A 25253-nucleotide genomic window follows, 5' to 3' on the forward strand; every position below is an offset into this window, starting at 1 on the left:
TACAAAATAGTGCTAAAATTCGGATTATTTTAAGAAAAGAGGAAAAGATGGATAGAGTTTTTTTATCTCCGCCAAATATGAGCGGCAAAGAACAAGACTACATTGCAGAAGTTTTTAAAAGCAACTACATCGCCCCGCTTGGCGAATATGTCAATAAATTTGAAAACAGCATAAAAAGCTACACGGGCGCGCACGATGCCTTGGCGCTTAGCGCGGGCACTGCCGGGCTGCACCTCGCACTTCGCGTGCTTGGCGTAACAGCTGGCGATCTCGTGCTTGCGAGCAGTTTTACCTTTATGGCGTCGGTTAGTCCGATACTTTATGAAAAGGCGACTCCCGTTTTCATCGACTGTGACGAGAGCTGGAATCTAAGCCCCGAGCTACTTAAAAAAGCGATCGCAAATTTACCTAAAAAGCCAAAAGCGCTCGTGCTCACGCACCTTTACGGACAGGCGGCAAAGATGAAAGAAATTTGCGAAATTTGCCAAAACGAGGGCATAGATCTGGTGGAGGACGCAGCCGAGGCGTTAGGCGGATTTTACGGCGGCAAGGCGCTTGGCACGTTTGGTAAATTTGGCGTTTATAGCTTTAACGGCAACAAAATCATCACCACAAGCGGCGGCGGTATGCTGGTTGGCGACACGGCAGGCGTTGAGAAGGCGAGATATTACAGCACGCAAGCACGCGAGCCGCTACTTCACTACGAGCACAAAGACTACGGCTACAACTACCGCCTAAGCAACGTTCTAGGCGCGATAGGAACGGCGCAGATGGAGGTCTTGGAGCAGCGCGTAATGCAAAAAAGAAAGGTCTTTGAAATTTACGAGCGCGAGCTGGAGGGGATATTAGAATTTATGCCTGAAATTTCAAATTCGCGCGGCAACCGTTGGCTGACAACGGGTGCGTTTAAGCAAAAAGGCGCGCACCTGCGAGTCATCGAGGCTCTAGCCAAGGCAAATATCGAGAGCCGTCCGCTTTGGAAGCCGATGCACATGCAGCCTGTATTTAATGGCGCGCTTGGCTTTATTGACGGCACGAGTGAGGGGCTGTTTGAGCGCGGTATCTGCCTACCAAGCGGCTCAGATATGAGCGAGGCTACGCAGGCTAGAGTGATAGATATCGTAAAGGAAAACGCGTAGATGTTTCAGGCGACGAAGCTAAAACGGCTCATTTTCTTTCTCGTAGGCGACGCGGTCATATTTATCGCCTCGATATACGCGGCGTATCTTTTGAGATTTAACGGAGGGATACCTGAAATTTACCTGCAAGGACTATTTATAACCGCCGCTTTTCTCGTGGTCTTTAAGCTCGTTTTCATGTGGCTTTTTAAAATTTACAAGGTGCCTTGGAGATTTTTCGGACTTAACGAAGCGCGTAAAATTTTCCTCGTGCATCTAAGCGCAGCCGCGGCATTCATGCTCGTTTTTTTCATCTTGCAAGATTTTTTAAACCCGTATCCAAGAAGCGTCATTTTGATAGACATGCTGATCTCGTGCCTGCTTGTGGGCGCTCTTAGGATATCAAAACGTATGTTTATAGACTTTTCAAACCGCCCTCATAAGGGTGAGCCGTGCATCGTCCTGGGTGCTACGACAAAGGCGCTTCATGTCTTAAGCGGGCTAAAACAGGGCTATCTCGACTTTTACGCAGTCGGTGTAGTCGATGGTAGGAGCGATCTGGTCGGTACTTACTGCGACGGCTTTTTGGTGCAGGATAAGAGTGAAATTCCGACCCTCATCAAAGAATACAACGTCAAAACCGCTATCATCGCTCTAGCCTTGGAGCAAGACGACCTTCAGGCTTTGTTTGACGAGCTTACGGGTTACGGCATAAGAGACATCAAGCTCTTTTCGCTCATCGAAAAAGAGCCGATAAAAGACATCTCTATCGAAGACCTGCTCGCTAGAAAGCCAAAAGATCTAAACCCTGAAGTGATCTCGAATTTCTTAAAAGACAAAGTCGTTTTAGTCACGGGAGCCGGCGGCAGCATAGGTAGCGAGATATGCAAGCAGTGTTTGAATTTTGGCGTGAAAGAGCTCATCATGGTCGATCATAGCGAATTTAACCTCTATAAGATCGGCGAAGACACCAAAGATAGGCGAACGATAAGCAAGCTCGTAAATATCGTGAATTTTAAGGACTTTGAGGAAATTTTCGCCGAGTTTAGACCTCAGATCGTCATTCATGCAGCCGCGTATAAGCACGTGCCCCTTTGCGAGCTAAATCCTCGCTCGGCGGTCGAAAACAACATACTAGGCACCAAAAATACGATCGATCTATCTAAAAAATACGGCGTCAAAAAGATCGTCATGATCTCATCTGACAAAGCCGTTCGTCCGACAAACATAATGGGGACGACAAAGCGAGTTTGTGAGCTTTACGCGCTAAATTCCAACGAAAAAGGCGCTTGCGAGATCGTTTGCGTGCGCTTTGGCAACGTCCTTGGCAGCAGCGGTAGTGTCATACCTAAATTTAAAGCGCAGATCGCCGCAAATAAGCCTCTCACCGTCACACATCCTGACATCACACGCTACTTCATGCTCACATCAGAAGCCTGCCAGCTCGTGCTACAAGCCGCGTCCATCGCAAACGGCGGAGAGCTTTTCGTACTTGATATGGGCGAGCCGGTAAAGATCGTCGATCTTGCTAAAAAGATGCTGCTGCTTTCTAATAAAGAGCATTTGGGTATCGAATTTGTAGGGCTTAGGACCGGTGAGAAGCTCTACGAAGAGCTACTCATAAACAAAGACGACGTAAAGACGAAATTCGAGTCCATCTTCGTCACTCACTCCTCGCCTTACGATATCGCCGTTTTAAACGAGCAGATCGCTCATTTGCTCGAGCTTGAAGACGAGGACATCGCGGGCGAGCTAAAAAAAATAGTGCCTGAATTTAACCACGCACTAAATTTAAAAGGATAAATTTGGTAATAAAAGACATCCAGCGTTTCAGCGATACCCGCTACAAGGCGCGCGCGTATATCTGCTATCTTTTTAGTCGCAACCTTCCAAACCACCTGCCCGGCGTCTCACTCACCTCGATAAAAAGCGGCTTTGAAAAGATCAGCCGCGAGATAGAAAATTTCGACGCATTTTACGTGCTGGACGAGAACGGCATCCAGCTGGAAAACGCGATCAGTCTAAACAAAAAATACGAGGTCGGCGAGGGCGAGGATCGCTCAAATAAGGCTTATTATTATCTGGCGGTGCGGGAAAAACGCTGCGTGCTGAGCGACCCCTATCCTTCGAGCCTGAACGCAAATTTATGCGTCACTGCAAGCGTGCCGATATATGACGACGCGGGCAGGCTTAAATTTATCGCCTGCATCGATATTTCGCTGGAAAATATCCTCACGATGACGGACTCTGGCGAGCTGGAAAATTATTTTGGCAAATTTTTAAAGGCGGCTTACAGTCTTTTTTGCGCCGCACTTTTTATGATCTGTGCGTTTTTGTTTTGGCACGGGGTAAAGGACTTTATCCTCACAAGCATCGAGCTTATCGACATCGAAGAGATATTTTCATCGACTATCATCTTGACGCTAGCCTTAGCAATATTTGATCTGGTTAAAACGATATTTGAAGAGGAGGTCATCGGCAAAAACCACGATGAAAACAGCGTCGTTTATAAGACGATGGTGCGATTTATCGGCTCGATTATCATCGCCCTTGCGATCGAAGCGCTCATGCTCGTGTTTAAATTCGCCATTACCGCGCCCGAAAACATCATAAACGCGATCTATCTCATCGGCGGCGTGGCGATACTGATGATCGCGCTTAGCGTCTATCTTTTTAGTGTCAAAAGGCAGGAGAAATGATCGGTATCATCGATTATGGCGCGGGAAATTTACAAAGCGTCATAAATGCGTTTGAGAAGCTAAATTTAAGCGCGCGACTTGTAAGAAACGCCCAAGAGCTGGCTAAATTTGAGCGCATTATCTTGCCGGGCGTTGGGGCGTTTGGCGAGGCGATGAAAAAGCTAAAATCTGCAAATTTAGACGAAGCGATAAAGGATTTCGTCGCGAGCGGAAGACCGTTTTTAGGCATTTGCCTTGGCATGCAGCTACTTTTTGAAAAGAGCAGCGAATTTGGCGAGCATGCAGGGCTTGGCTTGCTTCGCGGCGAGGTGGTTAAATTTGACGACGCTAAATTTGACGAGCCGTTAAAAGTGCCGCACACCGGCTGGAACGTGATAAATTTCGTGCGCGAAACGCCTATAAATCGCGGGCTCAAAAAGAGCGAATATCTTTATTTCGTGCATAGCTACCACGTTGTCTGCGATGAAAACGCCGTGCTTGGTAGTAGCGAATACGGCTATAAATTTACTAGCGCGGTGGCGAAAGGTAACGTCTTTGGCTTTCAGCCACACCCCGAGAAAAGCCATGACACGGGACTAAAAATTTTACAAAATTTTGGGAGGCTTTGATGGAGATTTTCCCGGCGATCGATCTAAAAGAGGGCAAGGCGGTGAGGCTTAGTAAGGGTGAGATGATGAGTGCTAAAATTTACTCTCATGCCCCGCAGGAGCTGGCAAAAATTTTTGAGGGTTACGGCGCAAAATGGCTACATGTCGTCGATCTAGACGGTGCGTTTGCCGGCGAGATGGTAAATTTTGACGCGGTCAAAAAGATAGTAAAATCCACAAATTTAAAGGTGCAAATCGGCGGAGGTATACGTGACGAAGCGCGCATAAAACGCTATCTTGACATCGGAGCTAGCCGCGTGATCTTGGGCTCAGTCGCGCTAAACGAACCAAATTTCGTCCGCGAGATGGCTAAAATTTACCCCATCGTTGTCGGCATCGACGCAAAAGATAGCTTTGTCGCGACGCAGGGCTGGGCGGAGGTCTCGCAGATGAGAGCTAGCGAGCTAGCGGCTAAATTTGCGGATGCTGGCGTGAAAGCGATAATCTGCACCGACATCGCAAAAGACGGCATGCTAGGCGGCGTGAATTTAGACTTCACGCTCGAAATAGCGCGTGTAAGCGGCGTGGATACGATCGCAAGCGGCGGTGTAAAGGATATGAGCGATATCGTGCGGCTAAAAGACAGTGGCGAAGTAGCCGGCGTGATCGTGGGAAAGGCGTATTACGAGGGCAAAATCGACCTAAAAGAGGCTTTTAGAAAAGTTTTATAATTAAAGCTTTGATAAATTTAAAATTTGATAGAATAGAGCAATTTTTACTAAAAGGATATTGTGTGAAGATTTTGGTTGTAGATGACAGCTCGACGATGAGAAGAATCATAAAAAATACTTTACAAAGACTTGGACATCAAGAAATTTTAGAGGCCGAACACGGGCTTGAAGCGTGGAATTTGATGGCGCAGCATAGCGATATAGACGTGCTTATCACCGACTGGAACATGCCTGAGATGAACGGGCTAGAGCTGGTTAAAAAGGTCCGCGCCGAGCAAAAATACGTCGATATGCCTATCATAATGGTAACGACAGAAGGCGGTAAAGCCGAAGTCATCACCGCTTTAAAGGCGGGTGTGAACAACTACATCGTCAAGCCTTTTACGCCGCAAGTTTTAAAAGAGAAGCTTGAAGACGTTCTTGGTTGATGAAAGATAAATTCTACGAATTAAGCATCAAAACATCGGAATTTTACGATGAAATTTTGGAGCTTGTCTTCTCTTTCGGAACTACTTGCTTAGAAGAGCTAGATAATGAAATAATATTGCGAGACGAGGACGATCTAAGCCAAATCGAATGGGGCGTGAACGAATACGCCAAGAGGCTCTGCACAGCGCTAAAAAAGCCAAACGATATCCGAACAAAACTCAGCATAAAAGAAAACAAAGACTGGATAAACGAATACAAAAAGGCGGTCAAACCTATCCTTTTAGATAAAATTTACATCCGTCCAAGCTGGGAAAACGAGCTAAAGGGCGTGACAAACATCATAATAGACCCCGCTCTAGCCTTTGGGTCGGGACATCATGAGAGCACCGGCTCTTGTTTGCTGTTTTTACAAAAATATGCGAAAAGCGGCGATAAGGCACTTGATGTAGGCTGCGGAAGCGGGATTTTAAGCATCGCACTTGCCAAGCTTGGCTGCGATGTCGAGGCCTGCGATACCGACGAGCAAGCCATCGAGAGCTCTAAAAGCAACGCTATGCTAAATGGCGTAAATTTTAGTAAAATTTGGGTCGGTTCAATTGCAAATTTAGATAAAAAATACGACATAGTCGTGGCAAACATCATCGCAGACGTGATATTCATGCTTGCAAACGATCTAAAGCGTGCATTGAAAGATGGCGCATATCTCATACTTTCGGGGATCTTGACCAAGTATGAAGAGCGGGTAAAAGAGACTTTTAAACAGCTTGATCTGATCGAGAAAAAAGAGCTTGGCGACTGGGTCAGCTTCGTTTTTAAAAATAAGAGGAAATGAATGAATAATCAAAATAATAAAAATCAAAACAATGGCGACAATAACGGCTTTTTTAATAAAAATCCGATACTGATTTTTGCGATTTTCGCCATAATCATCGTGCTTGCTTTTAGGAGCTTTACCGGCGATAGCATGGGCTCTATCGCTATGGGCTCGCAGGCTCAGAGCAAGGTCATACCGTATTCTGAATTTAAGGACATGCTAAAAGCAAAGCAAATAAACGAGGTGGCGATCTCCGATAGTACGATAAGAGCCGCCGGGCACGATAAAATGGTCTATATTGTAAAGCGCGTCAGCGATCCTACGCTAATTAGCCTACTTGAGCAAAACAACGTCGCATACAGCGCTTATAGCGATACTAATTGGTTCACCGAGCTACTGTTTTCATGGGTGCTTCCTGTGTTTATATTCTTTGGTATCTGGATGTTTTTGGCTAGTAGGATGCAAAGAAATATGGGCGGGGGCATACTCGGCATAGGAAGTGCGAAAAAGCTTATAAATTCCGAAAAGCCAAAGGTTAAATTTGACGATGTGGCAGGCGTGGAAGAGGCTAAAGAAGAGGTTCAAGAGATAGTAGATTATCTAAAAAGTCCGGACAAATATCTAAATTTAGGAGCGAAAATACCAAAAGGAATTTTGCTCGTAGGACCTCCGGGAACAGGCAAAACGCTTTTAGCCAGAGCCGTTGCCGGCGAGGCTGATGTGCCGTTTTTTTCGATGTCGGCATCAAGCTTCATCGAGATGTTTGTGGGTGTAGGTGCCAGCCGTGTGCGCGATTTGTTTGAAAATGCAAAAAAAGAGGCGCCGGCGATCGTATTCATCGATGAAATAGACGCGATAGGAAAGAGTAGGAATTCAGGCCCAATGGGAGGAAACGACGAGCGCGAGCAGACGCTTAATCAGCTACTTTCCGAGATGGACGGGTTTGACGCTGACAAATCGCCTGTCATCGTCATCGCAGCTACGAACAGACCCGAAATTTTAGACGCTGCGCTTTTAAGGCCCGGCAGGTTTGATAGACAGGTGCTTGTCGATAAGCCTGATTTTAAGGGGCGCTGTGATATATTAAAAGTGCATATGAAAGATGTCAAGATAGGCAAAGACGTCAGCCTCGAGGAGATCGGGCGTCTTACGACTGGGCTTGCAGGAGCCGATCTTGAAAATATCATAAACGAGGCTGCGCTCCTTGCCGGACGCAAGTCAAAGCCTTTCGTCGAGCAAGCCGACCTAGTAGAGGCAGTCGAGCGCTCTATCGCTGGCTTAGAGAAAAAGTCGCGCCGTGTAAATCCGAAAGAAAAAAAGATAGTCACCTATCACGAGTGCGGCCACGCCCTCATCGCCGAGATAACCAAAGGCGCAAAAAAGGTCACCAAGGTTTCCGTCGTCCCACGCGGGCTTGCAGCGCTTGGCTATACGCTAAATACGCCTGAAGAAAATAAATTTATGATGCAAAAGCATGAGCTCATAGCCGAGGTCGATGTGCTTCTTGGTGGACGCGCTGCCGAGGAAGTTTTCATAAAAGAAATTTCGACCGGTGCCAGCAACGACCTTGAGCGAGCGACTGATATCATAAAAGCCATGGTAAGCATGTATGGAATGAGCGATGTTGCCGGACTTATGGTGCTTGAAAAGCAGCGAGCGACATTTTTAAACGGCGGACAGAGCATAAAAGATTACAGCGATAAGATGGCTGAAAAGGTCGATGACTTCGTAAAAAGCATGCTTCATGAGAGGTATTCCACCGTTTTGGAAGCACTTGAAATTTATAGCGGTGCGATAGAAAGTATGGTAAGTGCGCTTTACGAAGAAGAGACTATCGAAGGTAAGAGAGTCCGCGAGATCATTAAAGCTTATGAGGAGCAAAACGGACTTGAGACTCGCCTAGTCTCAAACGACGAACATAGCGAATATGACGGACACGCCAAACAAGGTCAAAAAGAGGACTGAAAATGACAGGATATATCGCGAGATACGGCTATAAATGCATCGCCTTTTCGGGTATCTTATTGCTTTTGTCATTGCTGTTTGGCTTTTTGCCGCTATTTTTTACGGTGATTTTCATCCTGACGTTGTATTTTTTTAGAGATCCAGAGCGAGTGCCTTATACCGATGACGAGCTCGCCTTGCTATCGCCTATTGACGGCAAGATCGCAGATGTTTCTCTTTCAAATTTCGAAGGGGACGACGTTACCAAGATCGTGATAGAAAAATCGTTTTTTGGCGTTGGTTCGCTTCGTGCGCCGTGCGATATGCAAATTTTGAATATTCGCCGCAGACACGGGCTATTTTTGTGTAACCATATGAAAATTTCAGAGGCTCTCAACGAGCGAGCTTTACTCGTTTGTCAAAGCGGCTCGCTAAAATTTGCGATGCGCATAATCGCGGGAGTCTTTAGCAAAAGGCTTTTTTTAGATAGAGTTCAAAATTTAAAGGCCGCTCGTAAATTTGGCTTCCTGGGCTGCGGGGTAGTGGTGATGTTTTTGCCAAAAGATGCTAAAATTTGCGTAAGCGTAGGCGAAAAGCTAAAAGCCGGCGAGCTTTTGGGTTATTTTGATAAAAAGGATAGATGATGAATAGCTTACAAAAGATGCAGCTTATGTATATCTTGCCAAATTTATTTACCGCTGCGAGCGCATTTTTGGGCGTCATAAGCGTTATCTCGTCTATCCAGGGCAACTACACCAAAGCGATCATTTATGTCGTTTTATCTCTCGTGCTTGACGGGCTTGACGGACGCGTAGCCAGACTAACGAAAACTACCAGTAAATTTGGCGTAGAATTTGACAGCTTGGCCGATCTGGTCGCATTTGGCGTCGCACCGGCCATTTTGTTTTACATCGTCATCGGAGTGCAGTTTGGTAAATTTGGAGCGCTGATAGCTGCGATGTTTGTAGTTTTTGGAGCTATCAGACTTGCTAGGTTTAACGTAACTACGGGCACCTACGAACCAAACGTTTTCATCGGGCTTCCTATACCGACGGCCGCGATAGTCAGCGTCCTTTGGATCGGCGTGTATCTAGACTATGAAATTTTGCAAGGATTTGAGTGGTTTTACGTCCTTTTGCAAAGTGTCTTGGCGGTCTTGATGGTCAGCAACATCCGCTACCCAAGCTTTAAAAAGATGAATTTAAAACAAACTCATGTCATGCGCATATTAGTCGTTTTGGTAGTGGCGTTTTCCATGCTTTATCTTTATCCGTTTGAAAGTGCGACGATAGTTATGAGCGTTTACACTTTATATGGCATAATTAGAGCGGCCATAATGTTTAGTAAAAATTCTAAGAAAAAGGAGAGCGAATGAGCGATGCAGGTATTATAAAATCACGTAAATTCTTGCCTAAAATCGAAATCAAAAACTCTCTACTGCTACTTTGGTAGCGAATATTCACTCTAAAACTAACCCCAAAATTTTAAAATTTACACAAGGATAAAAAATGGATAATAAAATAATAATTTTTGATACGACATTAAGAGATGGTGAGCAAAGTCCGGGAGCTTCGATGAATACGGCTGAAAAGCTTCAAATAGCGCTTCAGCTAGAAAGGCTTGGCGTAGATGTCATGGAGGCTGGTTTCGCGGCGGCCAGCCTCGGAGATTTTGATGCAGTAAATCAAATAGCCAAACAAGCGTCCAATATAACCGTATGCTCGCTAGCTAGAGCCGTAGAGCGCGACATAAAGGCTGCCGGCGAGGCCTTGGCTCCCGCTAAACATAAGCGCATCCACACATTCATCGCTACAAGCCCTATCCATATGGAATTTAAGCTGAAAATGAAACCGGACGAGGTCATCAAACGCGCGGTAGACGCCGTGAAATACGCCAAGAGCTTTTGCGATGATGTCGAGTTTAGTTGCGAGGATGCGGGTAGGAGCGATTTGGAATTTTTAAAAGAAATTTGCGATGCGACGATAAATGCTGGTGCAAAAACCATAAATTTACCGGACACCGTCGGGTATCGCTTGCCTAGCGAGCTTAGTCAGAGGATAGGTCAAATGGTGCAGTTTATCGCAGGACGTGCCGTAGTTTCGGTGCATAATCACAATGACTTAGGCCTTGCGACGGCAAATTCTCTAGCCTGCATAAGTGCCGGTGCGCGTCAAGTGGAGTGCACGATAAACGGCATCGGTGAACGCGCAGGAAATGCCGCACTAGAAGAGATCGTGATGGCGATAAAGACACGCCAGGATGTGTTCGCTCCGCTTTATACGGACATCATCTGCAAGGAAATTTACCCGACTTCGCGTCTCATTGCCAGCATCACCGGCATCGAACCTCAGCCAAACAAAGCGATCGTGGGTAAAAACGCCTTTGCTCACGAAAGCGGCATACATCAAGACGGCGTGCTAAAACATAAAGAGACCTACGAGATCATCTCGGCCGAGAGCATAGGGCTTGAGAAAAATTCGCTCGTGCTTGGCAAGCATAGCGGCCGTCACGCATTTAAAGATAAGCTCGCCGCACTTGGATTTGACCTTGAGAGCGAGGCTTTAAATACCGCTTTTGAGAAATTTAAAGATCTTGCGGACAAGAAAAAGGAAATTTTCGATGATGATTTGCGTGCGCTCGTGGCTGAAGAGATAACCAAGATACCGCAAGCTTACGAGATAGTAAGACTACTTCAAAGTAGCTGCAACAACGCTCTGGCAAGCGCATCCGTGAGTATCAAGCATAATGATGAGGTCGTAAGCGACTCTGCGCTTGGAAACGGCACTGTCGATGCGATCTTTAAGGTCGTAGATAGGATAAGCGGCGTTAGCGGCATACTAAAAGATTATAAAGTCACCGCCGTTTCACAGGGTAAAGACGCTTTGGCCAAGGTCGATGTGAAGGTCGAATTTGAGGGCTTTAACGCGGTCATGGGGCACGGACTTGACATAGATACGATGATGGCTAGCGCAAAGGCGTATGTAGGGGCGCTAAATAGCTTTTTGAAAATGAAAAGGAATTGATTTGAAATTTAGCCTGCCTTATGAGGCGGGCGCTATCGGTGGCGACAAGAGCGATCAGTAAGTAAATATTATTCAAATTTTACGATATAATTACACAATAAAAATTTAATACTTCAAGGATATTGTATGGATCTATCTACGATACTTGGGATGCTTTTGTCGGTCACTAGTATCTCTATAGGCGATATCTTGGAGGGCGGAAGCCCCCTTCATGTCATTCATGTCTCGTCACTGCTTATCGTTATCCCTACCGCTATATTTTCGGCTATGACATCGACTAATAAAAAATTTATAAAGCCCGCTTTCAAGGAGCTGAAAATCATCTTTAAAGGCACCGGTACCGATGTGCCAAAGCTTATAAAAGAGCTCATCGATCTCTCTGTCACCGCACGTAGAGATGGGCTTTTGGCGCTTGAGCCAAAGGTAGCTACTATCGAAGATGAATTTTTAAAGAGTGCGATGATGATGCTCGTCGACGGTCAGCCAATAGGCGACATCAGAGAAAATATGGAGATCAAGATAGAGCAGCTTGAAGAGTATTACCACGAGTGTGGGCACTTTTGGATCAAGACCGGCGAGAGCTGCCCGACGTTTGGGCTAGTCGGAGCGGTCATGGGTCTGATGCTAGCTCTTGCCTTACTTGATGATCCTGCCGCTATGGCGGCTGGTATCGCCGGTGCATTTACCGCGACGGTGACTGGCATTATGGGTGCGTATGCGATCTTTGGTCCTTGGGGCGCGAAGATAATGGCAAACGCAAAAGACATAATAAGAACTAAAACCGTGATCGTAGAGGCGGTCACCGGTATAGCAGAAGGTGCAAACCCAAGAAATTTAGAGGAGAGGCTATTTAACTTCCTTTCACATGACGAGCCGGCTCAGTCGCAATTTAACAAGTAGGTAAAAATGGGTAAAAAATGTAAAAAACAAGAGTGTCCTGCCGGTGAGAAATGGGCCGTTCCTTATGCGGACTTCCTCTCTCTTTTACTCGCGCTTTTTATCGCGCTCTACGCCATATCGGCTGCAAATACCGAGAAGGTCAAGGCTTTAAAGACTGAATTTATTAAAATTTTTGATTATCCGGCGAGTAAAACTACCGACAACATCGTCTCTCAAGGCAACAAAGAATCAAATGCCAAAAACGATGCCAAATCACAGCTCGAGCAGCTAAAAGCCACCAATGCCGAACAAGAGCAGACCATAAAAGAGCTAAAAGCGATGCTGGATCAAAGCGAGGGGCAAATTTCACTTGATATGCCAGATGGTGTCACTTTTAAAGCCGGCGAGACGCAAGTGACGGATCAAAATTCCATCGAATTTATAAAAACGACGGCCAAGATAGCAAATAAATTGCCTCAAAATATCTCCGTCGAGATCAGAGGCTACGCCGGCGGCTCGGCAAACGGGATGGAAAGCTTTGAGCTAGGATATAAACGAGCCATGAGCGTCGCTCAAATTTTAGCTGATGATGGCTTGGACGCCTCTAGGATGCGCGTCGTCTCATACGGCAACGAACCCGCTCCAAAGAGTGTCTCGGGCAGTGACAGCAACAGAGTCCAGATATTTTTTAAAGTCGATAAAAACGATACTAAGACGCAAAAATCCGTCCTTGACGCTTTAAAAGGGCTGCAATAAAATAGCCCTTTATCTATCCTTTGCGTGATTTATCATAAAATCAAAAAATTCGCTTTTAAATTCGGTATTTTTTATGAGCTCATACTGTATGAGCGCCGCTTCTATGTTCCCGACTTCTTGATAAAGATACCCCAGTGCCACGCGACTTTCGTAGGAATTTGGATCGGTCAGCTTGGATAGCTCTAAAAGCGCGATTGCGTTTTGCGGCTTGTTTGCACCGGTGGCTGCTACCGCGGCCAAAAACAATGTGCCCGCGTCTTGCACTTTAAACTCATCGATCGCTTTGTTGTAAAGCCTAAATGCATCGTCGAAGTCATTAGTGAAAATTTCGACATAGGCGAGCGTTTGAACGATATTGGCATTCGCCGGTGCGATGCGTAGCTGCTCTTTTAATTTGTCGCGCTCGTAGTTTAAAAGCCCGGCGATTTGCAGGAGCTTGATGTATTGCTTGCGGATGATGCTGGCTCCGTGGTAAAAGGCGCTTGAGTCAAGCTGCCTGTCTTTGAAATAAATTTGAACGGCTCTGGCGTATTCTTTGACGCTTTTTTGCTGGTTGTTCGCGATGAAATTTAGGATATTGGTGATGATATCGTTTGGTAAAATTTGCATGAGCTGCTTCGTTTTTTCACGCATCATCTCATCTTGCGAGGTCATCTTTGCGATGATCGTATCAAAGGCTAAATTTAGCGTATTTTGATCCTTGGGCTCTTCAAGCCACCTTAGCATCGCACTTTGGTTACCGCTTACCAGGCTAAGTAGCGCGGCGTAAATATTTACCGGCTTTAAATTTTTATCGTTTTCTAAATTTTCACCTATCTCCTCGATGAGCTTTGGATCGACGCTGTGGGTCATATCCATGCTGATCGCGCAAAAAACGCCCGCTAAATGGTTATTCACGTCAAGATGATAGCTCGTTATGAAATGCTTTGCAGCCAGGCTGAAATTTCCAAGTTGCGCATAGCTTAGCGCTAGGTTGTATTGGAGTATCGAGTGGTTTGGATAGAGCTTGACAAGAGCCTCGAAGTCGCGATTGGCCTCTTTTAGCTGGTAGTTTAGCGCCTTTGCGATAGCGTTACTTAGCTCGATATTGACCTTTGACATGGTCGCGCTCTTGCTTAGATAGTCGTTTGCCGCCGAGGTATCGTCTAAAAATACGCTGACTCCGCCTTTTCTGATGTATTCCACGCTTTGTTTAGCGTCAAAGACTTTGTAAGGTGCGAAGTAAAACAGCGTCTCGTATCTTCTGATTTTATTGAAAAACATATCGTCGTTAAAGTGCAGCTGGGCTAAATTTACATCAAACAGTTCGGGGTTTAGTATCGTTTTTATCTTGTAAATTTTGCTTGGCTTTAGCGGATCGATCGAGTAAATATCTCTGATGAAAGCCGCTGCATCCTTGTAGTAGCCGGTTTTTAGATCTATCAGCGCCGCTATCATTTTGATGAGGTCAGGGTCGGTCGTGCTTTTGGCGGCTTTACTTAGATAATCGCGCGCCTTGTCGTAGTTTGCCTGCCTTGCGTAAAGCTGCGCGAGGGTGATGTTGGCGTTAAATTCCTTTTGGCTTTCGAGCTTTGCTATCGCCGCCTCGTCGTTGCCTAGAAGCGATAAAATTTTAGCGCTTAGGTAGGCGTATTTGTCCTTATAGTCGTCTCCGCTAGGGTGCGAGAGGGCCTGCAAAGCCTCAAAATAATTGCCTTTATAATAGCTCACTAACGCGTAATAATAGCTATAAAGCGGCGAACTCTCCTCGTATTGCAAGAACGAGTTGGCAAGCCCGATGTAGTAGTTGAAATTTTTAGTGTTGTTTGACTCGAGCGAGCAAACGGCGGCGTTTATCGCGCTAACGGCGGTGTTTTCATGATCGGCGATGGCTTTGGTGAAGGATGTTATCGCTTCGGCGCATTTGCCTTGCTTCATTTGCGAAACACCTAGGTTGTAGTTTGAGAGCGACTCGTTATAAACGGCTATGTTTTCGTAAATTTTAAGCGCTTCGAATTTATTGCCCCTTTCGTAGAGCTGATTTGCCTTGCTGATCATGTCATCGATCTTAGAAGCGCCGAAATTTTGCGTTTTGTAGTTTTCTTCTATATTTTGGGCGAGCGTTGTCGTATCGATCGGCGGCTTTTTATCTTTTTTCAGTAAAAATATGAGCAAAACCGCTATCAAAACGACCAACGCCAAAGCGCCAAGCCCTATGAAGATAAATTTTTTATTGCTCTTTTTTACCTTGATAGGCTCGGGGATATTTTCATCATTTAGTACATCGCCCGGCTGGATACTCTCAAGAGATACGATCTCCTCGTTCGCATCGGCGTTTGGCTGCTCATTTTCCTCGCTGGGCGGCTTTAAGACTACGACTTCTTCATCTGCCACTACATATACCTTTTAAGAACGCTTGGGACCTCGATCGTCCCGTCTTGACGTTGATAGTTTTCCATTATGGCTATCAGCGTCCTGCCTACGGCCAGGCTCGAGCCGTTTAGTGTGTTTACAAGAGCGTTTTTCTTGCCGTCTTTGAAGCGAATTTTTGCTCTTCTAGCCTGAAAATCACGCGTATTTGAGATAGAGCTTATCTCGCGGTATTTGTTTTGAGACGGTAGCCAGACCTCAAGATCGATCGTCTTTGCCGCGCTAAAGCCAAGATCGCCGCTACAAAGCAGCATATGTCGGTGCGGCAAGCCTAGCGAAGCGAGCAGATCACTCGCGCAAGCGACCATTTCGTCTAAAATTTGCTCGCTTTGCTCGGGCTTTGTTATGCTTACAAGCTCAACCTTTTCAAACTGATGTTGGCGTATCATGCCGCGCGTATCGCGACCGGCCGAACCCGCCTCTTGACGAAAGCACGCCGAGTAGCAAGTCATCTTTATCGGTAAATTTTCAGCATCTATGATCTCGTCGTTGTAGATATTAGTCACCGGCACTTCGCTAGTCGGGATCAAGTAAAGATCCTCGTCACGCACCTTATAAAGATCGTCCTCAAATTTTGGTAGCTGCCCGGTGCCATAAAGCGTGTTTGAATTTACCAAAAACGGCACGTTTACTAGCTCAAATCCTCGCGCACTGTTAAAATCGATCATGTAATTTACCAAAGCCCTTGAGAGCCTTGCCGCCTCGCCTCTTAAGATCGTAAAACGCGAGCCTGAAATTTTAGCTCCGCGCTCGAAGTCAAGCCAGCCAAGCTGCTCTCCAAGCTCGTAATGCGCCTTTGGCGTGAAAGAAAATTCGCGCGGCTCTAGCACCTTTTTTATGCAGACATTATCCTCTTCGTCTCGGCCCAAAGGCACGTCATCGTCGGTGATATTTGGTACGTTTGAGGCGATATTGTCTAGCTTTTCCTCGAGTACTCGCACGATTTCGTTTTGCGCACCAAGCGCTTCTTTATTTTTGCTAAGCTCCTCTTTTAAGCCCGCCACATCGCCGCCACTTCTAGCTAGCGCGCCAAGCTCCTTACTTTTTGAGTTTTGCACGGCTTGGAGGTCTTCTAAAATTTGACGCTGTTTTTTTAGCTCGTTAAACGTGTCAAGTAGGCTTTTTAGAACGTCTTCATTTATATTTTTGCCTCGAAGTTTGCTGACAAAATTTTCGTAATTGCTCTCAAGTAGTTTTAAATTTATCATCGCTTGTCCTATCTGTAAATTCCGGTTTTTTCTCGTACCTTTTCTATCAAAGGCAGTGCGTAAATTCGCGCTTTTGCCGCACCTTCGCTTAATATCTCCTCGACCTCGCCAAGGTGGCTCGTGTAATACTCGAATTTCTCTCTTGCATCTTTAAAATATGCCCAAACAAGCTCATTTAGGTAGGCTTTGAAGTGCCCGTGTCCTTCGCCGCCTTTTTCGTAGCGCGCTTGAAGCGCCCTTTGTCCGTCCTCGTCTAAAAACAGCTTCGCGATGTTATAGACGTTGCAGGTTTGCCACTGCTTTGGGGCTTCTAGCGGTTCGCTGGCCGTTACGATGGAGCCGATTTGTTTTTTGAGTGTTTTGGCATCTGCGAAAATATCTATCGTGTTGCCGTAGCTCTTGCTCATTTTTGCGCCGTCAGTGCCAGGCACGGTGGCTACGTTCTCATCGACTCGGTGGGTCGGCAGGGTCAAAATTTCGCCGTGTTCGTTATTAAATTTAAGCGCGATGTCGCGTGCTATCTCGACGTGCTGGATCTGATCCTTACCCACGGGCACGACCTGAGCGCTATATAGCAGTATGTCAGCCGCCATCAGCACGGGGTAGCTAAATAGCCCGTGGCTGGCGCCTATGCCCTTTGCGACCTTATCTTTATAGCTATGTGCGCGCTCTAGTAGGCCCATTGGGGTGTATTGGCTCAGTATCCAGTAAAGCTCAAGCACCTCTTTGACATCGCTTTGCACCCAAAATACGCTTTTTTTAGGATCGATCCCAAGTGCCAAAAATGCAGCCGCCGCTTCTAGCGTGTTTTGTCTGAGCGCCTTTGCGTCGCTTAGCGATGTCATCGCGTGGTAGTTTGCGATAAACATAAACATCTCGCTTGTTTTTTGGGCTTCTACCATCTGCTTTATCGATGCGAAATAGTTGCCCAAATGCAGCTTCCCGCTAGGCTGCAAGCCTGTTAAAACTCTCATTTTTATCCTTTTTCCCGCTCTAAATTTATGAATTTTGGCTTTATTTTACCCGCTTTTGGCTAAATTTACTTTATTTGCGTCAAATTTAAACCGATTTTATCCTCGCGTTTGAGTCATCTTTTTTGTAAATTTTTGATTATCTCTTTTACGATCTGCTTTGGCGTTTTTTGCTCGACTTCGATGATGATATCGGCCTTTTTCTCATAAATTTTCTCACGCGTTTTGTGAAGCTCTTTGGCTTTTGTTAGGTTACTTAAAAGCGGTCTTTTTGCCATTTTCTTTTCGCTGTTGGCGCTGTTTTTTAAGCGCTCGATGATAGCTTCAAAGCTAGCTTTTAGATAGATGACCGTGCCGATTTTGTTTAGTCCTTTGACATTCACAAAGCCCCCGCCCGTCGAGATGATGGTATTTTTGACGTTAGTAGTTAGAAATTTCGCCAGATTTTTTTCTAAATTCCTAAAATATTCCTCTCCGTGCTGTTCGAAAATTTCCTTTATTTTCATATTTTGCGAGCTTTCTATCAGATCGTCACAGTCGAGATTGACAGTCTTTAGGCTCTTGCTTAGCGCCCTTGCTGTCGTGCCTTTGCCAACACCCATGAAGCCGATCAAGACGATGTTATTGTTCTTCGTTTTCATCGCTCTCTCCGCGTTTTTTAGGTGCTAGCACGATAGGAACGCCGCTTAGCTCGAAATTTTGCCTGAGTTTGTTGATAAGGTATCGTTTGTAGCTAAAATGCAGGCATTTTGGACGGTTCATGATAAGTGCGATCTTTGGCGGTGCGAAGCCAAACTGCGCAGCGTAGTAAATTTTAACGCTTTTACCTTTCTCGCGTGGTATCGGATGAGTTTTTACCGCCTCTTCGATCACTTCATTTAGCTTTGAGGTTTGTATCTTTTGGGTGAAATTTTTATAGACTTCAAGTATGAGCGGGTAGAGCTTGTGGATGCGCTTTTTGCCGAGTGCGCTCACGCTGATGATGGGCGCGTAGGAGAGAAATTTAAAGCGATCTTTTATCTCTTTTACGAGCTCGTCAAATTCCGTCTCGCTCTTGTCCCATTTGTTCAGCACTATGATCATGCCAAGGTTAAATTTACTCGCGACTCCTGCTATGCGCTCGTCAAGCTCGGTCAGAGGCTCCGAGCTGTCAAGCACCAAAAGCGCTATGTCTGAATTTTCTAAAATTTTTTCCGTGCGGTTTAGCGCATATCGCTCGATGCCCTCGATCTTGCCACGTTTTCTGATGCCTGCAGTATCGATAAACTCGAATATCCGCCCCTCGTGCTCGTAAATTTCATTTACAGGATCTATAGTAGTGCCCGCCACGTCGCTGACGACTGCGCGAGCGTCTTTTACGAGGGCGTTTAAAAGGCTGCTTTTGCCGACATTTACACGGCCGACGATGCCTACGCGGATATGTCTATCTTCAAAATTCTCACCGCTTTCAAGCTCGCCCTCGTCATTGAAATTTTCTAAAAAATCGTCAAAATCCTCGCTCTCATCGGCTTTTATAACGTCGTCTTCAAGCTGCCTGGCTATCCACTGCCCAAGCTCGTCTATGCCGGTATTGTGGCTGACAGAGATCTCAAATATCTCTTTGACGCCAAAATTTATAAATTCCCACGCTCGCTGCTCGTCTTTTTTGCTATCGACCTTGTTTATGACTAGAGCGATAGGTAAATTTAACTTGCAAAGCTCGTAAAATATCGCGCGATCCTCGTCGCTTGGCGCCATTTTGCCATCGACCATGTAAATGATTATGTCTGAGTTTTTAGCCTCGGCTAGGGTTTTGAATTTCACATTTTTAAAAAGCTCGCTACTTTCATCGAGCCCACCGCTGTCGATGAGTAGACAGCTTTTGCCTTCCACTTCGATCTTGGCTTTGTTCGTATCTCTTGTAGTGCCGCTTATTTCGCTGGTGATGGCTATCCTTTGTCTAGCCAAGCGGTTAAAAAGCGAGCTTTTTCCAACGTTTGGCTTTCCGACCAATATTATTTTTTGCACGTTATTCCCTTTAGTTGGCGTATTATACAAAAAATGGCTTATTTTATTTATAAATTAGCCAGTTTGCACTAAAATATGGCTTTAAAATAAAAAAAGGTTTTTATCTTGCTGCATAGGTTTTTGATGCGTCATCTTGGCGTTTATTATATGCTCATTGCGTGTTTTATGTTTGCCGTCACCGGGGCGTTTGCAAAGTATTTGAGCAAAGATATGCCGTCTATTGAGGTCGTATTTTTTAGAAATTTGATCGGCCTTGTGATGATAGTCTATGCGCTTTATAAAAAGCCGGCAAAGCAAACAGGCGGCCATCCGTGGCTTTTGATGTTTCGCGGCTTTGTCGGGACGATGGCGCTTTTTGCGTTTTTTTATAATGTCGCTCACATCAGCCTTGGTGCGGCATTTACTTTTTCAAAAACGAGTCCGATCTTTACGGCGATCTTGGCCGCGATCGTTTTTAAGGAGAGGCTTAGCTCGCTTGGCTGGTTTGCGATCTTTCTAGGCTTTGGCGGCATTTTGTTTATCATACAGCCAAATTTAGGCATCTCAAAAACCGACATCATCGGCATCTGGAGCGGCCTGGGAGCGGCACTTGCCTATACGAGCGTGCGTGAGCTGAAAAAGAGCTACGACACTAACATCATCGTGCTTAGCTTTATGGGCTGGGGCACGATTTTACCGCTTATTTTCATGGGGTTGGCAGAAAAATTTAGCTACGAACCGCTTGATTTTTTGCTATCGAAATTCGTCCTTCCAAACCTCTCAAATGTCTTACTCATCGTGTTAATGGGTATCACCGGGCTATATTTTCAGATCAATATGACCAAAGCTTACGCTGCTTCAAGAAAGGCCGGGACAGTCGCCGCAGTCAGCTACGCGGACGTCATTTTCACGATCATCATCGGCACGGCGATGGGTGATGCGCTACCGAATGCTGCGGCGTTTTTTGGTATAATGCTCGTTATTTTAAGCGGAATTTTAGTGGTAAGGGAGAAAAGATAAGTCAAATTTTAGTTTATAAATTTTGATTTCTCTTTTTCAATGGAATTTTTGTTTAAATTTATACTTGATGTCTCACCCCTTGCTTCTTTTGCATCTTTTTCACCTGCGTAACTAAGCCAGTTAAAGCTACCTATTATCATAAAATCATCATCGCAAATGATAATTTTACTATGGTCATGACCTTTTATTAGTTTAAACATTTTTTTATCAAGACTATTAAAATACTCTTGTGATTTTTCATCTATGCCGACTTTATCGAAACGATTTCTAGGTTTTAGTCCGTATTTTATAGTGATTTTGACACCTCTTTTTAAGGCATTTTGTATATCTTGTTTATAAATTTGTAAAATTTCATTTCTTATCCAAGGAGATTGGATGTAAATTTCTTTTTTTGCATTATTTAAAATATACTTAAAGTATCTTTTGTGCTCGGTAGCTTGTATCGTTGTGCCGTTTTCAAGGCATATTTCATCTAGTTGCTTTTGTATCACCTCAGGCGTTATATCTTCAAATTTTTGTTTATTTTCTTGATACTGCTTGGCTTTTGTATCGATATTATCACTAAATGCTTGTTCTTGTATAAGTTTGTCAAAAAGCCTGGTAGCCTCATTGTCTTCTTCGTATTTATTATCTATGACTAAAAGTCTTTCATCACTTTGGCTATTTTTATAAAAAAGACAAAAATATTTTTTGAAAAATTTACTTGCTTCTATGGATAAAATTTCATCTATTTCATAGTTTTTGTTTTCATCTTCATCAACCCCTTTTAAACACTCGACCAAAACCTGTCTTAAAGTCTTTTCATCACTAAATTCGCTATCAAGCTCTTTTATCCTAGGCATTGCTTTAAAATTTGGCTTAAATTCAAATACATCTTTACTAGATTTATGTTCTAGCAATATATCTTTTGAGCTTTTATAAATACCTAAAATTTGACCCAAAACCCCATCCATAGCAATATATGATATAGCTGTTTCTTTTACTTTTTCCCTCTCCTTTTTTAATGCTTCAAGACCATTATTTGTTAGCATTATTTCATTGTTTAGCAAGTCAAATTTCAGGTATCCCCTCGTATTAAAATCGCCCAAAATACTATCTAATATATCGCTATCCATTTGTGTGATCTCTTTTAAAAGCTTATATCTATCTTTTTTTATGGTTTGTAGATAATTGATAATTTTTAAAATCCCAATGATAATTGGATGAATTTCTAATTCTTTTGTGATTTGGTACTCGACTTTTACCTTATATATAGGATAAACTATTTCTTTTGCATCATACATCACAAAATTTTCATAGTAATCGCTATATTTGTGAGTAAGCATCTGTATATCTGGTGTAAAATTTTCACTACTACTCGTTTTATTTTTTTGTTTTGCCACTGTTTTTTCCTAAATTTATTATTTCATATCCTTCATTACCTTTTATATGGTTTATTATACTTATAAAAGGATTTTCTTCACCACTTACACTTGCGGTATATAAAAACTCCATATCTCCGATAATTATCAAAAGCTTTTTAGCTCTTGATAAAGATACATTTAGCCTTTTTTCATCTGCTATAAAATCTATCTTTTGACCCCTTTTTGCTTTACTTTTTGACGATCTTACGCAGTCGTAAATGATTATATCTCTATCGCTTCCTTGAAAGCTATCAACCGTGCCTATGTCTATCTTTATCTTATCAAAATCACTCTTTCGTATTGTGTTATCAAGTAGCTCTTTTTGTGCTTTATATGGAGTTATTATGCCTATATCATAATTTAAATTATTTTTTAGAATATTATCATAGATTAATCCTATGGTATTTTTTATATATTTTGCATTGCACCGATTTATCTTTCCAGTTCCTTTTTGTTCATCTTCTTTATCGTTTAAATTTACAGTATCTAGCCAAACTACGCTTGATTTAAAAAATGATATTTCATGTTGTTTATATTTATTTATATCATCACTTACTATAAGCTCTCCTTCATAAAATGCGTTACTATAAAGTTCGCAAATTTTTCTTTCGGAGCGATAATTATAAGTTAAAATATGTTTTAAATTTTCTCTATCTACTTTTTCTAAACGCTCAAAAAATCTTTGGAAAAATGAAATCTTAGCCTCATCTTTATTATCTACTTTTTCTATCACGTCATCATCTATAACAGGAGCAAGTTGCTTATGGTCTCCAACTAACACAATGGTTTTTGCTTTTATGCAAGGCACCAAAAGTTCGCTTAGAGTGGCTCTACCTGCTTCATCGACTATTGCTATATCAAAAGCCATCTCTTTAAAATTTTGCCAAGATGAAATTCCTATCAATGTTCCAAAAATCAGTCTAATATTTTTTAAAAAAAGAGTTGCGAGTTCGCTTTCTTTTGTATCTTTTTTGGTAGCTAATTTTGAAGTAATACTTTGCAATCTTTTTGTAAAATCTTCTTGCAGTTTTATTAACTCTTTTTGTATGTTTTTATCTTCGTGTATTATGCTATTTTCTTTTATCCTTTTTAAATTTTGGCTGATTAATTTATTTAAAACTTTTTCAGGCATAAATTTTTGAGCTTCTTTGCTCATTTTGCTAGCATCATTTCCTATTCTTAGGATTTTATCTTCATCTTTGCAAATTTTTTCCAAGACATTATCGACAGCTTGATTGCTTTGAGATGAGACTAAAATTTTGCTATGTTTTTTGGTTTGTAAAATTTGACTTACTATCTCTGTAATAGTTGTTGTTTTGCCGGTTCCAGGAGGTCCTTGTATCAATAAAATTTCGCAACCATCGCCTAAACTTAGGCTTTTTACAACAGCTTGCTTTTGATTTTCATCTAACTTTTCATTGCTCCATTTTAAAATATCAATAAGATCATTTTTTATAAATTCGTTCGGAGAATTTATTTTTCTTATTAAATTTGGTATTACGACCATAGAGCTTTTTAAAGCTTCAAGTGCCTTATTTCTTTTGTTCCAAATGATCTCTTCTACTTGATAGTCATAGCTTATTTTATATTTATTGTCTTTTTTGAAGTTATTTGTTTCATATTTATCCATTTTAATGGTTAGTATTTTTATATCGGGTTTGTAGCAGACAACCTCGCCACTTAGCGATATGTCGTGTCTTTGAGCCTCCATAATAACTTTTTGACCTTGTTTGAAATTTTTATATTTTTCATCATTTGCATTATTGCTGTCATTGTCGTTTAAATTTAAAAAGTTATCATCATCTTTTGTCTCATCGTCATTTTCATCATCTATAAGCTCAAAATTTATCTCATCTTTGCCTTTGTTTATCTCTTTTAATATTGCAAATTTTGTATTTTTCTTTTCTTGTATGGCTTTATATTCAGCTTCCAAAAGTTCTTCCTCGGTGGCTATTGATTTTTTATCTATTTCTAATTGCTTATCTAATAGTTGTTTATGTTTAAATTTTTCTTTAAGCTCATCTATAAATTCTCTTACATCATCGCACTCTTTACTAGCTCTACCATACTGATGTGATATTGTGAAGTCATCATTTGTCTCAACACCGTGTCGATAAAGCTCTTCTGTTAGCCTTTGATTATCTAAAATTTTAAAGCAAAATAGATATGGCTTATCGTCGTTTCGTGCCGAGCAACAAAATAGCATATTGTTAATAGCTATCTTTATCTCTTCTCGCCCATTCTTATCCTTGCCAAAACTCCAAAAAGTCTTTTGATTAGCTAGTTTTTCTTCTATGTGGTTTGCCACATCATATAAATCAACATCATATTCCTCTTTATATCTATCTACAACATTATCATTAAGCTTTATCTCAAATGTTCTTATTGCTTGATACTTTTTTAATAAATCTTTTAATTTTTTTGAAACTTCTTGCAGTGAAGTTCTATTTTCAGGCTTTATGGCGACCATGCCTTTTGCTATTATAAAAAGTTCATTTTCTAATTCATCAAGTTCATAGTCATCATATATTTTTTGAAATAATTTTTCTAAATCTTTCGGGCTTGTATAAATTTCAAAAAAATCAAAATCCTCATAGCTATCAACTATAAGCTTTAACATACAAAGCCCAAAAGAATATATATCACTTTCTTTGGATGTCTCATTTTGTTCGAGTTGCTCTGGTGCGTAAAATCTTTTATCACAATCTTTTTTAAGCAATGAATACAAATAGCTTTTGCCAAAATCAAGCAAATACACATTGTTCGTGCAATCAACTAAAATATTTTCAGGATTTATGTTGCCATGATAAAAATCTTTTTGGTGTATGTAACTTATCGCCAAAATGATTTGTTGGTAGCATTTTATAAGACTAAGGCGATCTTTAGAAAAGTCAGCATCAAGTTTTTCAATATCTTCATATTTTCTTTTTATTAGATAAAAACATCTTTCATCTTCTTCTACTAGTATATTGCTGATATTTTTATGTAAAACAGAAGATAAATTTTGTGCTGTATATGAGCAAAATGCATTTTGCTCATCTTTTTGCACTGACTCTATTATGTATAATTCATTGTTATATCTTGTAAGAATTTTACCCTTTTCATAAGAATTTAAGATGGTATATTTACCTAAAATTTTATTCTGCATAATTATCCGTCACTTGTGTGAAAATTTGTAAAAATTATATCGAACTAAATCTTTATTTAATTGAAATATATTAACTTTTTATTTTTTATACTATTTTAAAGCGACCTATGTTTTTATGGTATAATTTG

21 protein-coding genes are annotated in these 25253 nt (G+C 42.5%); 14 read left to right on the plus strand and 7 right to left on the minus strand.

Annotated elements, in window-relative coordinates; all coding sequences use genetic code 11:
• The first annotated feature begins 47 nt into the window (after positions 1-47).
• From pglE to motB, 13 genes are all read left to right on the plus strand, one after another.
• Complete coding sequence (pglE, locus tag CCVT_RS02115) at positions 48-1139, plus strand: UDP-N-acetylbacillosamine transaminase (RefSeq protein WP_018136961.1); 1092 nt, start codon at positions 48-50, stop codon at positions 1137-1139.
• Entirely contained in the window at positions 1140-2921 is a 1782-nt protein-coding gene (pglF, locus tag CCVT_RS02120) for a UDP-N-acetylglucosamine 4,6-dehydratase (configuration-retaining) (RefSeq protein ID WP_018136960.1), read from the plus strand.
• Positions 2922-2923: 2 nt separating this feature from the next.
• Positions 2924-3817: a PDC sensor domain-containing protein gene (locus CCVT_RS02125; protein ID WP_018136959.1), complete on the plus strand. Its 894-nt coding sequence runs from the start codon at positions 2924-2926 to the stop codon at positions 3815-3817.
• Positions 3814-4425: an imidazole glycerol phosphate synthase subunit HisH gene (gene hisH, locus CCVT_RS02130; RefSeq protein ID WP_018136958.1), complete on the plus strand. Its 612-nt coding sequence runs from the start codon at positions 3814-3816 to the stop codon at positions 4423-4425. The genes CCVT_RS02125 and hisH overlap by 4 nt, the downstream gene beginning before the upstream one ends.
• Positions 4425-5135, plus strand: a complete 711-nt coding sequence (gene hisA, locus CCVT_RS02135) for a 1-(5-phosphoribosyl)-5-[(5-phosphoribosylamino)methylideneamino]imidazole-4-carboxamide isomerase (RefSeq protein WP_018136957.1) — start codon at positions 4425-4427, stop codon at positions 5133-5135. The genes hisH and hisA overlap by 1 nt, the downstream gene beginning before the upstream one ends.
• A 62-nt stretch (positions 5136-5197) precedes the next feature.
• Positions 5198-5563 carry a chemotaxis response regulator CheY gene (locus CCVT_RS02140; RefSeq protein WP_026175517.1) on the plus strand — a complete coding sequence of 122 codons (366 nt, stop codon included), beginning with the start codon at positions 5198-5200 and terminating at the stop codon, positions 5561-5563.
• On the plus strand, positions 5563-6396 hold the full coding sequence (locus tag CCVT_RS02145) for a 50S ribosomal protein L11 methyltransferase (RefSeq protein ID WP_018136956.1): 834 nt from the start codon (positions 5563-5565) through the stop codon (positions 6394-6396). Before CCVT_RS02140 ends, CCVT_RS02145 begins: the two co-directional genes overlap by 1 nt.
• Entirely contained in the window at positions 6397-8343 is a 1947-nt protein-coding gene (gene ftsH / locus CCVT_RS02150) for an ATP-dependent zinc metalloprotease FtsH (protein WP_018136955.1), read from the plus strand.
• A 2-nt stretch (positions 8344-8345) separates the two neighbouring features.
• Complete coding sequence (locus tag CCVT_RS02155; RefSeq protein WP_018136954.1) at positions 8346-8966, plus strand: phosphatidylserine decarboxylase; 621 nt, start codon at positions 8346-8348, stop codon at positions 8964-8966.
• A complete protein-coding gene (pssA, locus tag CCVT_RS02160) occupies positions 8966-9697 on the plus strand; it encodes a CDP-diacylglycerol--serine O-phosphatidyltransferase (RefSeq protein WP_009651056.1) in 732 nt (243 codons plus the stop codon). Before CCVT_RS02155 ends, pssA begins: the two co-directional genes overlap by 1 nt.
• Before the next feature lie 133 nt (positions 9698-9830).
• Positions 9831-11345 (plus strand): 2-isopropylmalate synthase, encoded by a 1515-nt coding sequence (locus tag CCVT_RS02165; RefSeq protein WP_018136953.1) that lies wholly within the window; start codon positions 9831-9833, stop codon positions 11343-11345.
• 126 nt (positions 11346-11471) lie between these two features.
• Complete coding sequence (motA, locus tag CCVT_RS02170; RefSeq protein ID WP_018136952.1) at positions 11472-12245, plus strand: flagellar motor stator protein MotA; 774 nt, start codon at positions 11472-11474, stop codon at positions 12243-12245.
• Between the two features lie 6 nt (positions 12246-12251).
• Positions 12252-12980, plus strand: a complete 729-nt coding sequence (gene motB, locus CCVT_RS02175; protein WP_018136951.1) for a flagellar motor protein MotB — start codon at positions 12252-12254, stop codon at positions 12978-12980.
• A 9-nt stretch (positions 12981-12989) separates the two neighbouring features.
• Here the strand turns inward: motB and CCVT_RS02180 are convergent, their stop codons facing one another.
• From CCVT_RS02180 to der, 5 genes are all read right to left on the minus strand, one after another.
• The gene (locus tag CCVT_RS02180; protein ID WP_018136950.1) at positions 12990-15353 is read right to left on the minus strand and encodes a tetratricopeptide repeat protein; all 2364 of its coding nucleotides are present in this window, start codon (positions 15351-15353) and stop codon (positions 12990-12992) included.
• Positions 15353-16597 (minus strand): serine--tRNA ligase, encoded by a 1245-nt coding sequence (gene serS, locus CCVT_RS02185; protein WP_018136949.1) that lies wholly within the window; start codon positions 16595-16597, stop codon positions 15353-15355. The genes CCVT_RS02180 and serS overlap by 1 nt, the downstream gene beginning before the upstream one ends.
• A gap of 8 nt (positions 16598-16605) precedes the next feature.
• On the minus strand, positions 16606-17571 hold the full coding sequence (trpS, locus tag CCVT_RS02190) for a tryptophan--tRNA ligase (RefSeq protein WP_018136948.1): 966 nt from the start codon (positions 17569-17571) through the stop codon (positions 16606-16608).
• 113 nt (positions 17572-17684) lie between these two features.
• Entirely contained in the window at positions 17685-18209 is a 525-nt protein-coding gene (locus tag CCVT_RS02195; protein WP_018136947.1) for a shikimate kinase, read from the minus strand.
• Entirely contained in the window at positions 18190-19575 is a 1386-nt protein-coding gene (der, locus tag CCVT_RS02200) for a ribosome biogenesis GTPase Der (RefSeq protein ID WP_018136946.1), read from the minus strand. Before der ends, CCVT_RS02195 begins: the two co-directional genes overlap by 20 nt.
• A gap of 105 nt (positions 19576-19680) precedes the next feature.
• Between der and CCVT_RS02205 the strand changes: the two genes are divergently transcribed.
• A complete protein-coding gene (locus CCVT_RS02205; RefSeq protein ID WP_018136945.1) occupies positions 19681-20574 on the plus strand; it encodes a DMT family transporter in 894 nt (297 codons plus the stop codon).
• An 8-nt stretch (positions 20575-20582) separates the two neighbouring features.
• Here CCVT_RS02205 and CCVT_RS09885 read toward each other — a convergent pair whose 3' ends face one another.
• Both CCVT_RS09885 and CCVT_RS02215 read right to left on the minus strand, forming a co-directional pair.
• Entirely contained in the window at positions 20583-21956 is a 1374-nt protein-coding gene (locus CCVT_RS09885; RefSeq protein WP_018136944.1) for a phospholipase D-like domain-containing protein, read from the minus strand.
• Entirely contained in the window at positions 21937-25125 is a 3189-nt protein-coding gene (locus CCVT_RS02215; protein WP_018136943.1) for an AAA domain-containing protein, read from the minus strand. The genes CCVT_RS09885 and CCVT_RS02215 overlap by 20 nt, the downstream gene beginning before the upstream one ends.
• Positions 25126-25253: the final 128 nt, after the last annotated feature.

This window comes from Campylobacter curvus, from assembly GCF_013372125.1.
Taxonomy (GTDB): domain Bacteria; phylum Campylobacterota; class Campylobacteria; order Campylobacterales; family Campylobacteraceae; genus Campylobacter_A; species Campylobacter_A curvus.